A 13,977-nucleotide genomic window follows, 5' to 3' on the forward strand; every position below is an offset into this window, starting at 1 on the left:
CCGTTTTTTTGGTACAATAGAAACATGACAGAATATTTGAGTGTGTCAACATTAACTAAATATTTAAAGACCAAATTTGACCGTGATCCTTATTTGGAGCGGGTTTTTCTGACGGGTGAAATTTCCAATTTTAGACGCCGTCCCAAGCACCAATACTTTGCAATCAAGGATGAGAAATCTGTAATCCAAGCGACCATGTGGGCGGGAGCTTTCTCTAAACTTAACTTCGACTTAGAAGAAGGCATGAAAGTCAACCTCGTGGGCCGCGTGCAGCTCTACGAACCGGGCGGCTCTTACTCGATTATCATCGAAAAAATGATGCCCGACGGCATCGGCGCCCTAGCGGTTCAGATCGAGCAACTCAAGAAAAAACTAACTGCCGAAGGCCTCTTCAACCCTGACTTTAAGCAAGCGATTCCTAGCTTTTCACGAAAAATCGGGGTCATCACAAGTCCCAGCGGTGCCGTGATTCGTGACATCATCACCACCGTCAATCGCCGCTTCCCCATGACAGAAATCCTACTCTTTCCCGCCAAGGTTCAGGGCAATGGTGCAGCTGATGAAGTTGCTAGTCGCATTCGCGAAGCCAATAAACGGGCAGACTTAGATGTCTTGATCATCGGTCGAGGCGGTGGTTCTATTGAAGACCTCTGGGCATTTAACGAGGAAATCGTCGTCCGCGCGATTTTTGAATCAAGAATCCCTGTCATTTCCTCAGTTGGCCATGAAACAGATACGACGTTGGCAGACTTTGTGGCGGATAGACGTGCTGCAACACCAACTGCAGCAGCAGAGCTTGCAACACCAAACACTAAACTAGATATTTTACAGTATTTGACAAACAGTGAAACAAGACTAACGAGCAGTATGCAACGTAGCGTTAACCAAGGTCAGGAAAGACTGATCAGACTTCAAAATTCAGTGATTTTCCGACAGCCTGAGCGCTTATATGACGGCTATCTCCAGAAACTAGATCAGCTAACCAATACGCTAACCCAACGCTTGCAACAGCATTACCAAAAAAATCAGCAAGCCCAATCACTCTTAACTAGTCGTTTGACGAGTTTAAGACTTGATCAAAAAATCTCAGAAGCCAATCGGCAATTGGAACGGGAATTGGCGAGTCTAAAATTGAATATGACCAATTTTTTGGCCTATCAAAAAACGCGGGCAGAAAAAGCATATGACGGCTTGAGCTTGATCGATCCAGAAAAAATTATAAAACGTGGCTTTGCAATCGCAAGAACAGCAGATCAAAAAGTCGTTAAATCAACCCAAGATGTTAAAACAGGTGACCAACTGAGCCTAGAAGTTTCAGACGGTCTGATAAATGTAGAGGTGAAAAATGGTTAAAGCAGTAACTTTTGAAGAAAACTTAGCAGCGTTAGAAGACATCGTCAAACGTTTAGAAAATGGTGATGTTCCTTTGGAAGCAGCCATCGCTGAATTTCAAAAAGGCATGAAGTTGTCTAAATCCCTTCAAAAAACCTTGAAAGAGGCAGAAGCTACGCTAGTCAAAGTGATGGCTGATGATGGCACAGAGCAAGTATTCGATGGACAATAAAGCTTTATTAACAGCATTAACAACTATCTTCGATGGCTTTTATGCTGCGGATGATTTAGTAGACCATCTGACGCAGAGTATCCAATACTCGATTCAGGCAGGTGGCAAGCGGATTCGGCCACTGTTTCTTCTCGAAACCTTGCAGGCTTTTGGCGTGACCATCACGACAGAACACCTCAAAGTTGCCGGTGCTGTGGAGCTGATCCATACTAGCTCGCTCATCCACGATGACTTACCGGCCATGGATAATGACGATTTTCGTCGTGGTAAACCGACCAACCACAAAGTGTTCGGAGAAGCACAGGCGATTTTAGCAGGCGATGCCCTCTTGTTAGATCCTTATCTCTTATTGGCCAATGCTGACTTACCTTCAGGGGTTGTTGTCGCTTTGGTGAAAGAGTTGGCACTAGCCTCAGGTAGCCATGGGATGGTTGCAGGTCAAGTTTTGGATATGGATGGGGAAACACAAGCACTCACTTTTGAGCAGCTAAAACAAATTCATGCCTTGAAAACAGGTAAAATGCTAACATTTCCTTTCGTTGCCGCAGGCCTTATTGCGCAGCAGTCAGATGAGGTCATCTTATCGCTCCGCAATCTAGGGGAAAAAGTAGGCCAAGCCTTCCAAATCCGAGATGACATTTTAGATGTCACTGCAACATTTGACCAAATCGGGAAAACACCTGGTAAAGATGAAGTTGCAGATAAGTCGACCTATGTTAAACTATTAGGTTTGGCGGGTGCCAAGGCAGAATTATCAGCCAATCTGGCAGCAGCTGAAGGTATTTTGGCGGAGCTTTCGCACACAACGCAGCTAGTGCCTGACAGCATTTTGAAACAAATTGAAAGATTAAAAATTGACTAAAGAACGAGTAGATGTCCTAGCCTATAATCAAGGACTTTTTGACACACGCGAACAGGCAAAACGTGGTGTCATGGCAGGTATTGTCATCAATGCCCTTAATGGAGAGCGCTTTGATAAGCCGGGCGAAAAAATTTCCGATGATTTAGAGTTGATGATTAAGGGTGAAAAACTGCCCTTTGTCAGCCGTGGCGGATTGAAATTGGCACGAGCGCTCCAAGCGTTTGACATTTCGGTTTTAGATCAAACAGCCATTGATATCGGCTCATCAACAGGTGGCTTTACTGACGTCATGCTCCAAAATGGCGCTAAATTAGTTTATGCTGTCGATGTTGGGACCAATCAATTGGCTTGGAAAATCCGACAAGATGACCGAGTTGTCGTTATGGAGCAGTTTAATTTTCGCTATGCCAAACCAGAAGATTTTAGCCATGATTTGCCAACCTTCGCGTCAATTGATGTATCTTTTATCAGTCTAGCTTTAATTTTGCCAGCCTTGTATAATATTTTACTGGAAGGCGGTCAGGTTGTGGCCTTGATAAAACCTCAGTTTGAGGCAGGTCGTGAACAAATCGGGAAAAACGGTATTATTAAAGATGCTAAAATTCACCAAGCTGTAATTGAAGCCGTAGTGAATATGGCAAATGGTCTAGGCTTTTCTACGCTAGGCTTAACAAGTTCGCCGATTAAAGGTGGTCATGGTAATATAGAGTTTTTACTGTATTTGTCTAAAGCAAGAGACGTGCTTGATCAAGTGACACCACAAATTCAAAAGGTGGTTGCAGAGGCACATGGAGAATTAGATGAAAAAAAGTGAACGCATTGATTTAATCAAAAAAATATTGGTTGAACAAGATATTATGACGCAAGACGACTTGGTGTCGGCACTACTAGATTTAAAAATTGAAGTCACACAAGCCACTGTTTCGCGTGATATGCGGGAACTCCGCTTGGTGAAAGTGCCTGCTAAAACAGGGGGGTATCGCTATGCCTTGCCTGAAAGTAGTCGGGCTAACACAGATACTGAATTCTTCAAATCAGTCGTTGGAGAAATTAAAAAGCAAGGCGACCAACTGGCAATTAGAACAAGTCCTGGGTCAGCCATGTTACTTAAAAATCGGTTGTTGACGCGCTTTGAACCGCTTATTTTTACAGTCTTATCAGATGATGATACGATTTTACTAATCGCCACATCTGAAGAAACTGCTGAAAAGATTTATTCAGATTTATCAAATTAATTGATATAATAAAGCAAATATTGAGGGCTAGATTCGCCATGTTTTCGTTTAGCGCTTAGATAAATCGCGAATTGACGAAAAATATTTCATAAATTTTGTTTTATTTTCTTTACTTAAAAGCGTATCGTGTGATCAAGAAATGCCAAGGCAGCTTGATGGAGGAAAATTGATGTTACAAGAAATATCGATCAAAAATTTTGCCATTATCGACACGATTGCCATGCAATTTGATCAAGGCATGTCGATTTTGACGGGTGAAACGGGTGCTGGTAAGTCGATTATTATCGATGCTATGAACCTCTTATTAGGTTCACGGGCACAAACATCTTTTGTTCGCCATGGTGCAGACAAGGCGGAAATAGAAGGGCTATTCTTCTATCAAGATAGTCCAGAAATCGCAACCCAATTAGAAGCCTTAGGCTTTGAAAATACAGGCGAGCTGATTTTGCGACGGGAAATTTTTGCCAACGGCAGATCATCGTGTCGGATTAATGGTGTCTTGACACCCTTATCAAATCTCCAAGCCATTAGTAGTTATTTGGTTGATATTCATGGTCAGCATGATCATCAGGAGCTTATGAGTCCTGCCCATCATCTGGCCATGTTGGATGAATTTGGTGACAAAAAATTCCGAAAAATCAAGCAAGACTATGCGCAGAAATTTTCAGACTATAAAACACTCCGTCAAAAACTCGTTACACTGAAGAAAAATCAAGCTGAGTTTGCCCAACGCATCGATATCTTGAAGTTCCAAATCGATGAGATTGCCTCAGCTGAGATTGATCTGAAATCAGATGAGGGCATCTATCAAAGACGTGACTTGCTCACGCATGCCAATCACATTGCAGAACACTTAAACGCAGCTTATTATTCTTTAGATGATGATGCGTCTGATTATTCAAGTCTTTCCATGGTGAGAAATGCCATGAATGAGTTGGAATCGGCAAGCCAGTTTGATGCACCAAGTTATGCTAAATTGTCTGAAAAAATTGCAGAAGCCTACTATCTGTTAGAGGATGCTGCAGCAGACTTGGAAAAACGGATTGACGATTTGGAATTCAATCCATCCGAGTTGGCTATGATTGAAGATCGTATTTCAGTTTTGACGACCCTCAAGAAAAAATACGGTCCAGAATTGACAGATGTGTTGGCTTATTTAACCAACTGTCAAAAAGAACTAGAAGCGTTGACAGGGGATGAAAACTCTTCAGAAAATCTAGAAGCATCGTTTAAAGCAGCAGAGAAATCACTCTTAATCAGTGCACAAGCGCTGTCGGAAGCACGAGCAATCATTGCTGACAAACTTGCCAAAGATGTCAAGGGCGAGTTGGCGGATCTTTATATGGCCAAAGCAGATTTCAAGGTTCACTTTGAACCCGCGAAATTCTCGGTCAATGGGAATCAGCACGTCGAGTTTTTCATTCAAACCAATCCGGGAGAAGGCTTCAAGCCTCTGGCTAAAACAGCATCGGGTGGGGAAATGAGCCGGATCATGCTTGCAATCAAGTCAAGTTTTGCCAGACGTGAAAATAAAACAGCCATTGTCTTTGACGAAGTTGATACTGGTGTTTCAGGACGCGTCGCTCAAGCGATTGCTAATAAAATTTACAAGATTTCCCAAAGTGGTCAGGTCTTGTGTATTTCACATTTACCGCAAGTTGTCGCGATTGCGGATACCCAATACCATATTGAAAAAATACAGCTGGACGATAGCACCACATCAACGGTTAGAAAATTAACGCTTGAAGAACGAGAAATCGAAATTGCTAAGATGTTAGCAGGTGATGATTTAACGCCTGAAGCACTGGCACAAGCCAAAAAATTACTGGAAAAATAAGAAGATGAATCGAGAAAAACTAAAAACGGCCAAAAGAATTGTAATCAAAATCGGCACATCAAGCCTAATTTTGGCCAATGGGCAAATCAATCTGAAAAATATGGACGACTTGGCTTTTACCTTGTCAAGCTTAAGAAACGAAGGCTATGACATCATTTTGGTAACATCAGGCGCGATCGGTGTTGGTCTCAATGTCTTAGGAATGGACAAACGACCTTCAGAAATTGCCCAACAGCAAGCCTTGGCGTCAATCGGTCAGGTTGAGTTGATGAGTTTATATAATCATATTTTTGCTCGTTATCAGCAAAAAGTATCTCAGCTCTTGTTGACAAATGATGTCATTGAATATCCTGAAAGCCGGCAAAATGCGTCCATGTCGCTCCAAGCAATCTTGAGCATGGGCATTATTCCTATCATCAATGAAAATGATGCGGTTAGTGTCGATGAGATGGATCATAAGACAAAATTCGGTGATAATGACAGATTAGGTGCTATTGTGACGAACTTAGCAGATGCTGATTTGTTGATCATGCTGTCTGATATTGATGGTCTGTATGACAAAAATCCCAATATTTTTGACGACGCCAAACTCATTGACACTGTCTCTGAAATTACAGACGAGTTGATGAAAGTAGCAGGCGGTGCCGGTAGTCGTTTTGGTACAGGTGGGATGACTAGCAAATTAGAAGCTGCCAAACTGATTTTTGATAATGACAAACAGATGGTGCTGACCAATGGTGCTCGAATCCGTGAGATTCGGGACATCATTTCTGGCAAGAAGAAAGGAACTTACTTTGGACAGTAGTCAATTTACAGTCATCACAGCAGCAGAATTTTCTGATTTTGTGGCGACACGTGATGATGTTCATTTCCAGCAAACCAAAGCATTTGGTGACTTACAAGATAGTTTAGGACATCAGCCTTTTTACTTGGCGGTGAAAAATGACAAGACAATCGTCGCGGCAATGCTAGTAACACTGGCTAAGGTTCGGTTTGGATATCTGGCAGAAGCCCATGGCAATCCATACTTTTCAACAGTAGCAAACGATAATCAACTGCTCGTTTCAGGTGCCAAAGCTTTACTTAAGAAGCAAGGTGTCTTGAAACTCATCATCCATTCAAATCAAATGATTGAAAAGTATGATGATAACTGGGAAAAAGTAGGTGAATTTAACCAAGACTTAGATGCTTTTTATCAGGGATTGGGCTTTTTAGAAGGTCATCTGAGCGATTTTGAAAAGGGCTTTAACTACAATTACAGTAAAACCTTGACGGGTTTTGAAAATTTTGCTAAACTTGAAAAATCATATAAGAAAAATGGGCTTCAAACAATCAAGAAAGCGCGTAAATTAGGCATTCAAGTCTATGAAGCGAGCTATGATGAATTGGCTGATTTTAAGAAAGTTGTCGATGAGGCAGGAGAGCGTAGAAACTTTTCAACGCGAGACTTATCCTATTACCAGGCGGTCTATCAAGCCTTTGGGGACCGTGTTAAGTTTGTTTTGGCTAAGCTCAACTTTCAAACAGAATTGGTAGCCAATCAGTCTGAATTGGCTGGCGTTCACAAGGAAATTGAGCAAGCTCAGTCGCAAAATAAGAAAAAGAGCCTTGATACCCTTCATCAAAGGGTGTCACGTCTTGAAAAATTCCAAACAGAACTCCAAAAGTTGGCGGAGATGCACGGTGATCAAGATGTGATTTTAGCCGCAGCCCAATTCTTTATCATGCCTAATGACATCCTTTATATGTTTAGCGGGATGTATGATGAATACAGGGAATTCTCAGCACCTTTCTTGATTCAAGATTACATTTTGCAATATGCCTTTGCGCATCACATTGATCACTACCATTTTATGGGGGTCAATGCGCCTGATAATCCAGATCAGGGTGTTTTGAAATTTAAACAAAACTTTAAGGGCTATATTTGGCAGTCCTCAGGAAACTATGAATTAGTTGTGAAGCCAATCTTAAATAAAATGACAGAAATTTTAAAAGCTGTCATCAAACGTTAGAAAGCAGTCGTCTATCATGAAATTTAATACAGCAGTCGATGCGAAAGCACACGATGAATTTGTTAAACAAAGCCCACTCAATCATTTATTACAATCCAGCACATGGGCTGAAGTTAAAGATAATTGGGCATCTCAAATTGTTGGGGTGACAGATGATGCTGGAAATCTCATTGCCTCTTCTTTGGTCTTAATCAAAAAATTACCACTTGGCTTTACCATGTTCTATACACCACGTGGACCAATCATGGATTACGAAAATGCTGAGCTGGTGTCGTTCTTTTTCGACCAATTAAAGAAAATGGCCAAAAAACAGAAAGCACTATTTATAAAAATAGATCCTGCAATCCTTTACCGGACCTCAAAATTTGGTCAAAGAGAAGCCTCTGACATTTTGCCGGGAGCTGTGACGATGTTAAACAATATCAAGGCGGCAGGCGCTGAACATCTTGGCTTTAATCAAGTCATGAGTGAGACGATTCAACCGCGTTATCAAGCGAATGAGCCTTTGGTTAGTGATATGACGACGATTTATCCTAAACACGCGAAACGGATTATGAAGGATGCCATTAATCGTGGTGTTACCGGTCGTCGTGTAGGGATCGATCACTTAGATAAGTTTAGTGAAGTTGTGAGTATGACCGAAAGTCGTAAAGGCGTTGCCTTAAGAAATCGGGATTACTTTGAGCAGCTCATGACCTTGTATGGGGAAGATGCTTATTTGCATTTAGCAGAAGTTAATCTCAAAGAAAAATATGCTGAGCTGCAAGCACAACAAGCACAGATTGAGAAAGACATCGCTGAGACACCTGAAAATCAGAAAAAACGTTTCAATCGCCTGAATGATCAGAAGAAATCAGTTGAAAAATACCTAAAAGAATTTGCAGACTATGATACAGAGTCCGCAGATTCAACGGTGATTGCAGGGATCTTATCTATAAAATTCGGAGATACGATGGAGATGCTCTATGCTGGGATGAATGATGCCTTCAAAAAATTCTACCCGCAGTATCTCCTTTACCCACAAGCCTTTGACGATGCCTTTGCTGCCAGTGCTAAATGGGCAAATATGGGTGGTGTAGAAGGCGATCTAAATGACGGTCTATCTAAATTCAAGAGTAATTTTAACCCTGATATTCAAGAGTTGGTTGGTGAATTCAACATCCCGGTCAATGGCCTACTCTATTCCTTAAGTAATCTTGCCTACAAATTCCGTAAAAAAATAAAATAAGTGAGGAAACCAGATGATTGAGACACTCGGTAAACATGCCAAAACAGCAGCCTTTGAGCTAGCTAAATACGCCACACTTGAAAAAAATCAATTTTTGCAACAGTTAGCGCAAGCACTTGTTGACAATACTGCTGAGATCATCTCTGAAAATGCTAAAGATTTAGCCAATGCAGAGGCAAATGGAATCAGTCAGATTATGATAGATCGTCTGCGTTTGACACCAGAAAGAATCCAGGATATTGCTGAGGGTGTCCGACAAGTCGCAGCCTTACCAGATCCCGTAGGTCAAGTTATTAATGGTTATACCAACATCGACGGCTTGAGAATCCTCCAAAAACGAGTGCCATTAGGTGTTGTTGGGATGATATTCGAAAGCCGTCCAAATGTTGGAGTGGACGCGTTTGCCTTGTGTTTCAAGACCAATAATGCAGTCATTTTACGTGGTGGAAAAGATGCTATTCATTCCAACAAAGCACTCGTTCAAGTTATTAAATCGGCGTTAACAGCTGCTGGTATCACAGAAAATGCGGTAGGCCTTGTGACAGACACAAGCCATGAAGTAGCGAGAGAAATGATGCAGGCGACTGACTATCTTGACGTCCTCATTCCACGTGGTGGTGCAGGGCTTATTCGGACGGTAAAAGAGCAGTCTCGTGTCCCAATCATTGAGACAGGAACAGGTAATGTCAGTATCTATGTTGATGAGTTTGCTGATTTAGAGATGGCAACTAAAATCGTCATTAATGCTAAAACGCAGCGCCCAAGTGTATGCAATGCTGCTGAAAGCTTGGTCGTTCATGAAAAAATTGCTGCTGAGTTTTTACCAAAACTTCAAACGGCAATTAATACAGTCCAACAAATTGACTTTAAAGTTGATGAATTGGCGGCTGAGTTGATGGTAGGCCAACCTGCATTAGAAGCGGATTTTGGTACTGAGTATTTAGATTATAAAATGTCGGTTAAGGTTGTTTCAAGTATTGATCAGGCTATTGACCACATCAATCACTATAGCACCAAACATTCAGAGAGTATTATCACGGATAATTTGACTAATGCCGACCAATTTCAAGCACAAATTGATTCAGCAGCAGTTTATGTCAATGCCTCAACGAGGTTTACAGACGGTTTTGTCTTTGGTTTAGGAGCTGAAATTGGCATTTCAACTCAAAAACTTCATGCCCGTGGTCCGATGGGGCTCGAAGCACTTACGTCTTACAAATATTTGATCAATGGAAATGGTCAAACTCGTGGCTAAAAATTATGACGTCATTAAGATGACGTTTTTTAGTCTGGCAAAGCTGTATCATTGCGATACGTATAAGATAATCGTCACGATTTCATGACTAAAAGATGACAATTCAGTAAAAATCTAGATATTGCTAGATTTTTTTGGTATAATAAGATTTGTTTAGGAGTTGCATTATCGCATCAGCTGATTTTGATACCATAATATTAAATCAGTCCTAAACCTAAGAAAGTGAGCCCACATGTCAGACCAGACAACTTTTAAGCATGATACCGTTCTGCTTCATGAAACCGTTGATATGCTTGAGGTCAAGCCTGATGGCATCTATGTAGATGCCACACTTGGTGGCGCCGGTCATAGCGAGTATTTGCTGAGCCAACTCACAACAGGGCACCTGTATGCGTTTGATCAGGATGAAACAGCCCATGAAAATGCTAAAATAAAACTAAAAACACAACTTGAAGCTAGTCAAGTAACTCTGATTAAGAATAATTTTCGACATCTTAAGGCAGCGCTAGCAGAACATGGTGTCACTGAATTTGATGGGATTCTTTATGACCTAGGTGTCTCAAGTCCCCAGTTCGATGACAGCCAACGGGGCTTCTCTTATAAGAAAGAAGCTAGATTAGACATGCGGATGGATCAATCACAGGCATTGACCGCGCACGATGTCGTCAATACTTATGCTTTTAACGATTTGATGCGGATTTTTAGCCGTTATGGAGAAGAGAAATTCTCTAAACAGATTGCGCGTAAAATCGAAAAAGCACGAGAAATTCAGCCGATTGATACAACGCTTGAATTAGCAGAGATTATCAAATCTGCCCTTCCTCAAAAAGAATTGAAGAAAAAAGGTCATCCGGCTAAACGAATTTTTCAGGCTATTCGTATCGAAGTGAACGATGAGCTGGGTGCTGCTGCGGAATCGATCGAAGCAGCCATTCACATGCTGAAAAAAGAGGGCAGAATATCTGTGATTACTTTCCATTCTTTAGAAGATAAGCTGACAAAGTCTTTGTTTAAAGAGTATGCGACAGTTGATATACCTCGTGGCTTACCCATGGTACCGGTGGATATGAAGCCTCTTTTAACAGTCGTCAACCGTAAGCCAATTCTTGCATCTGAAGCCGAGTTAGCGTATAATAATCGTGCACACTCTGCTAAATTACGAGTAGCTCAAAAAAATTAATTGAAATTAATCATTAAATAAAATCAGAAATATTTTAAGCGTACTTAGGTTCGCAAAATGAAAATTGTAGAAAGGTAAATCATGGCAGCTAAACCAAAAGAATATTTTGATATCAAAACCGCCAATCAAAATGGTAGTTATAATATTTCTGCGGATTCAATTGCGCCAGAGCTTTTGACGCGAAAATTTAAGAAACTTTCAAATGTTGAAAAAGTATTTTACCTTTCAGTGATTGTGACGGCTATTGTGCTTGCGATTGGCATGGTCTTCGTTCGAACTAAAATTATTGAAGTTGAGCAAAATACCTTGACGATTCAGGCAGAGGTTACAACAAAAGAAGACCAACTCAAAGCTTATGATCAGCAAATCAATGAATTGATGACAGATGATCGCGTTGCAAAACAAGCAAGTGATAGTGGATTGAAAATGAATAATGACAATGTGATAAAGGCAACGAAATAAATGATAAAATTTTTAAAAAATCTGATACTCTTTCCCTTTCGAAAAGTAGCAAAAAGTGCAGCTAAAACGCATTTAAGCCCACAAGCCAACCGTAAACGGATTGCGCAGGACATCTTGATTCTCGCTATCTTTGTGTTTACGGTTTTTATCGTTAGATTTTCTTGGATTATCGTCACGGACTCTAGCAATGGTGTGAAATTGTCTACACGTGCCAAAGCGAATTATTCTGAAACAACGACGATTTATGCAAAACGTGGTACTATTTTTGATCGAAATGGCACACCGATTGCTATGGATTCTAGTGATTACTCTATTTATGTGATCTTGGATACGACTTATGTGTCGGGGGAGGGTAAGAAACTCTTTGCTGCGCCGAAAGATTTTCCAGCCATTGCCCAGCTTTTCAAGGATAAATTAGGGATAGATGAAAAATATACTCTAGAACAACTCCAACGTAAAGGTGCGAGCCAAGTTGAGTTTGGCACATCTGGCAAGCATATTTCATTTACAAAAAAAGAAGAGATTGAAAATGAAGCCAAGGCAAAAGGGATTGCTGGAATCGGCTTTACCTCTCATTTGGCACGATCTTATCCCAATAATAATTTTGCTTCAAACTTTATCGGACTCGCAGGTCTTAAAGATGGTGATGATGACACCAAAGGGCTTATCGGTCAATTTGGTTTAGAAGCGTCATTAAATGGCATTTTATCAGGAAAAAATGGTGTTGAAACGCTGGAAAAAGATAAAAATGGTCAAGCCTTACAAGGTGTTGCCAAGTCAGTCACGCCAGCTAAAGATGGTGATGATGTTTACACAACGATAGACGGTACTCTACAGAAGTACTTAGAAAACTTGATGGATACGACATCTGTGAAAGATGCCGGTGCTCAAAATATTGTTGCAACGCTCGTCAAGGCTGATACAGGAGAGATTTTAGCCACAACCCAACGCCCAACCTTTAACCCTGCGACACAAACCGTCATTGGCCCTAAAGATGATAAAAAATCTGACAAAGAAAATCTCTTTGGTCAGAATAATCTGCTTTATCAAGCGGCTTTTGAGCCCGGCTCGACTTTTAAACTCTTTACATTAGCAGCTGGGATTGAAACTAAAACTTTTAATCCAAATGCAACCTATGTTTCAGCGCCTATTATGGTTGCCGATGCACCCGTCAATGACTGGGATGTTGAAGAATTTAAAAATGGTCGTGCGATGACCTTTGCCCAAGGGTTTTCTCATTCTTCAAACGTTGGTATGTCTAAGCTTCAAATGGCTATGGGTGATAAAACGTGGGATGATTATTTAAGACGTTTCAAATTTGGTGTACCAACGCGTATGGGTGTTGGTGGTGAAAGTTTTGGAACACTACCGTCTGAAAATGTCGTTTCCCAGGTCAATTCATCATTTGGCCAAGGGATTGGTGTGACAGAAGTTCAAATGATACGAGGCTACACCGCTATTGCCAATGGTGGTAAAATGTTAGAACCGCATTTTATTTCTAAAATCGCCAACATCGATCAAGCCACAGAACGCGTGAGTCAGCCAGAAGTAATTGGTAAACCAATTGAAAAATCAACGGCAGATGATGTTCTTAAATATATGGTCAATGTTGGTACCGATGTTACTTTTGGTACCGCCTATGACTGGAAAAATGCTCAACCTTACTTCCGAGTGGATGGTAAAGATGTCTCTATCAAGACAGGTACAGCTCAAGTTGCCAAAACTACAGGTGGTTACTATGAGGGGGAAACATCTTATCTCTATTCGGCAGTTGCCATGGTTCCTTCAGAAAATCCAGACTACATTTTCTATATGACTGTGACACTCCCACAACATTGGACCTTATCTTACATTTCAGATATCGCTAATCCGTTATTGGCGCGGGCTTATGAGCTTAAATCAACGATTGACGCGACATCAATGCCAACAAACGGTGATAATGTCAAAGAAGCTAAAGTTACTTTGAAAGATTACAAAGGTGAAAAACCTGGTAATACCTTGGATCTCTTGCGCCAACAAATCTTACAACCAGTCGTTGTCGGTAGTGGGTCAGTCATTACCAAACAATCGATTGAAGCAGGAACTAAACTAGGCGCTAATGCTCGTGTCTTATTATTGACAGATGGGGATATTGATATGCCAGATATCTATGATTGGTCTAAGGAAGATGTTGAGACCTTGGCTAAATGGGCTGGCTTAACCGTCACTTATCAAGGTGCTGAAACTGGAAAAGTAACAGAACAAAGTATTAAGATGAATGCAAACTTGAAAAAAGGTCAAAAATTAACGGTGACACTCAACTGAGTGTGACAAATGTGAACATGCTAGAGATGGGATGATTA

The 13,977-nt window shown here is 41.0% G+C and carries 13 protein-coding genes; all 13 read left to right on the forward strand.

The genetic code is table 11. The annotated features are described in order from the left end of the window. The first annotated feature begins 24 nt into the window (after positions 1-24). Positions 25-1,353 carry an exodeoxyribonuclease VII large subunit gene (gene xseA / locus LRA01S_RS02235; protein WP_061774021.1) on the forward strand — a complete coding sequence of 443 codons (1,329 nt, stop codon included), beginning with the start codon at positions 25-27 and terminating at the stop codon, positions 1,351-1,353. Then, the gene (locus tag LRA01S_RS02240; protein WP_061774022.1) at positions 1,346-1,564 is read left to right on the forward strand and encodes an exodeoxyribonuclease VII small subunit; all 219 of its coding nucleotides are present in this window, start codon (positions 1,346-1,348) and stop codon (positions 1,562-1,564) included. The genes xseA and LRA01S_RS02240 overlap by 8 nt, the downstream gene beginning before the upstream one ends. Further along, positions 1,554-2,426: a polyprenyl synthetase family protein gene (locus tag LRA01S_RS02245; RefSeq protein ID WP_061774023.1), complete on the forward strand. Its 873-nt coding sequence runs from the start codon at positions 1,554-1,556 to the stop codon at positions 2,424-2,426. Before LRA01S_RS02240 ends, LRA01S_RS02245 begins: the two co-directional genes overlap by 11 nt. Then, positions 2,419-3,240: a TlyA family RNA methyltransferase gene (locus tag LRA01S_RS02250; RefSeq protein ID WP_061774024.1), complete on the forward strand. Its 822-nt coding sequence runs from the start codon at positions 2,419-2,421 to the stop codon at positions 3,238-3,240. Before LRA01S_RS02245 ends, LRA01S_RS02250 begins: the two co-directional genes overlap by 8 nt. Next, a complete protein-coding gene (locus LRA01S_RS02255) occupies positions 3,227-3,661 on the forward strand; it encodes an arginine repressor (protein ID WP_061774025.1) in 435 nt (144 codons plus the stop codon). Before LRA01S_RS02250 ends, LRA01S_RS02255 begins: the two co-directional genes overlap by 14 nt. Before the next feature lie 169 nt (positions 3,662-3,830). Then, positions 3,831-5,498, forward strand: coding sequence for a DNA repair protein RecN (gene recN, locus LRA01S_RS02260; protein WP_061774026.1), 1,668 nt, complete (start codon positions 3,831-3,833; stop codon positions 5,496-5,498). A 4-nt stretch (positions 5,499-5,502) separates the two neighbouring features. Beyond that, entirely contained in the window at positions 5,503-6,303 is an 801-nt protein-coding gene (gene proB / locus LRA01S_RS02265) for a glutamate 5-kinase (RefSeq protein WP_061774027.1), read from the forward strand. Continuing rightward, on the forward strand, positions 6,293-7,510 hold the full coding sequence (locus LRA01S_RS02270) for a peptidoglycan bridge formation glycyltransferase FemA/FemB family protein (protein WP_061774028.1): 1,218 nt from the start codon (positions 6,293-6,295) through the stop codon (positions 7,508-7,510). The genes proB and LRA01S_RS02270 overlap by 11 nt, the downstream gene beginning before the upstream one ends. 13 nt (positions 7,511-7,523) lie before the next feature. Then, a complete protein-coding gene (locus tag LRA01S_RS02275; protein ID WP_373279973.1) occupies positions 7,524-8,738 on the forward strand; it encodes a peptidoglycan bridge formation glycyltransferase FemA/FemB family protein in 1,215 nt (404 codons plus the stop codon). A 13-nt stretch (positions 8,739-8,751) separates the two neighbouring features. Next, positions 8,752-9,993, forward strand: coding sequence for a glutamate-5-semialdehyde dehydrogenase (locus LRA01S_RS02280; RefSeq protein WP_061774030.1), 1,242 nt, complete (start codon positions 8,752-8,754; stop codon positions 9,991-9,993). Between the two features lie 232 nt (positions 9,994-10,225). Continuing rightward, the gene (gene rsmH, locus LRA01S_RS02285) at positions 10,226-11,173 is read left to right on the forward strand and encodes a 16S rRNA (cytosine(1402)-N(4))-methyltransferase RsmH (protein ID WP_061774031.1); all 948 of its coding nucleotides are present in this window, start codon (positions 10,226-10,228) and stop codon (positions 11,171-11,173) included. Positions 11,174-11,254: 81 nt separating this feature from the next. Further along, positions 11,255-11,635, forward strand: coding sequence for a cell division protein FtsL (locus LRA01S_RS02290; protein ID WP_061774032.1), 381 nt, complete (start codon positions 11,255-11,257; stop codon positions 11,633-11,635). Continuing rightward, positions 11,636-13,939, forward strand: a complete 2,304-nt coding sequence (locus LRA01S_RS02295) for a penicillin-binding protein (RefSeq protein ID WP_061774033.1) — start codon at positions 11,636-11,638, stop codon at positions 13,937-13,939. The last annotated feature ends 38 nt before the right edge of the window (positions 13,940-13,977 follow it).

It is taken from the genome of Pseudolactococcus raffinolactis NBRC 100932 (assembly GCF_001591765.1).
Taxonomy (GTDB): domain Bacteria; phylum Bacillota; class Bacilli; order Lactobacillales; family Streptococcaceae; genus Pseudolactococcus; species Pseudolactococcus raffinolactis.

Bases quoted from the DNA above. Each gene is read 5' to 3' on its own strand.
- xseA (WP_061774021.1), top strand. From the start codon at position 25: ATGACAGAATATTTGAGTGTGTCAACATTAACTAAATATTTAAAGACC.
- LRA01S_RS02240 (WP_061774022.1), top strand. From the start codon at position 1,346: ATGGTTAAAGCAGTAACTTTTGAAGAAAACTTAGCAGCGTTAGAAGAC.
- LRA01S_RS02245 (WP_061774023.1), top strand. From the start codon at position 1,554: ATGGACAATAAAGCTTTATTAACAGCATTAACAACTATCTTCGATGGC.
- LRA01S_RS02255 (WP_061774025.1), top strand. From the start codon at position 3,227: ATGAAAAAAAGTGAACGCATTGATTTAATCAAAAAAATATTGGTTGAA.
- recN (WP_061774026.1), top strand. From the start codon at position 3,831: ATGTTACAAGAAATATCGATCAAAAATTTTGCCATTATCGACACGATT.
- proB (WP_061774027.1), top strand. From the start codon at position 5,503: ATGAATCGAGAAAAACTAAAAACGGCCAAAAGAATTGTAATCAAAATC.
- LRA01S_RS02280 (WP_061774030.1), top strand. From the start codon at position 8,752: ATGATTGAGACACTCGGTAAACATGCCAAAACAGCAGCCTTTGAGCTA.
- rsmH (WP_061774031.1), top strand. From the start codon at position 10,226: ATGTCAGACCAGACAACTTTTAAGCATGATACCGTTCTGCTTCATGAA.
- LRA01S_RS02290 (WP_061774032.1), top strand. From the start codon at position 11,255: ATGGCAGCTAAACCAAAAGAATATTTTGATATCAAAACCGCCAATCAA.
- LRA01S_RS02295 (WP_061774033.1), top strand. From the start codon at position 11,636: ATGATAAAATTTTTAAAAAATCTGATACTCTTTCCCTTTCGAAAAGTA.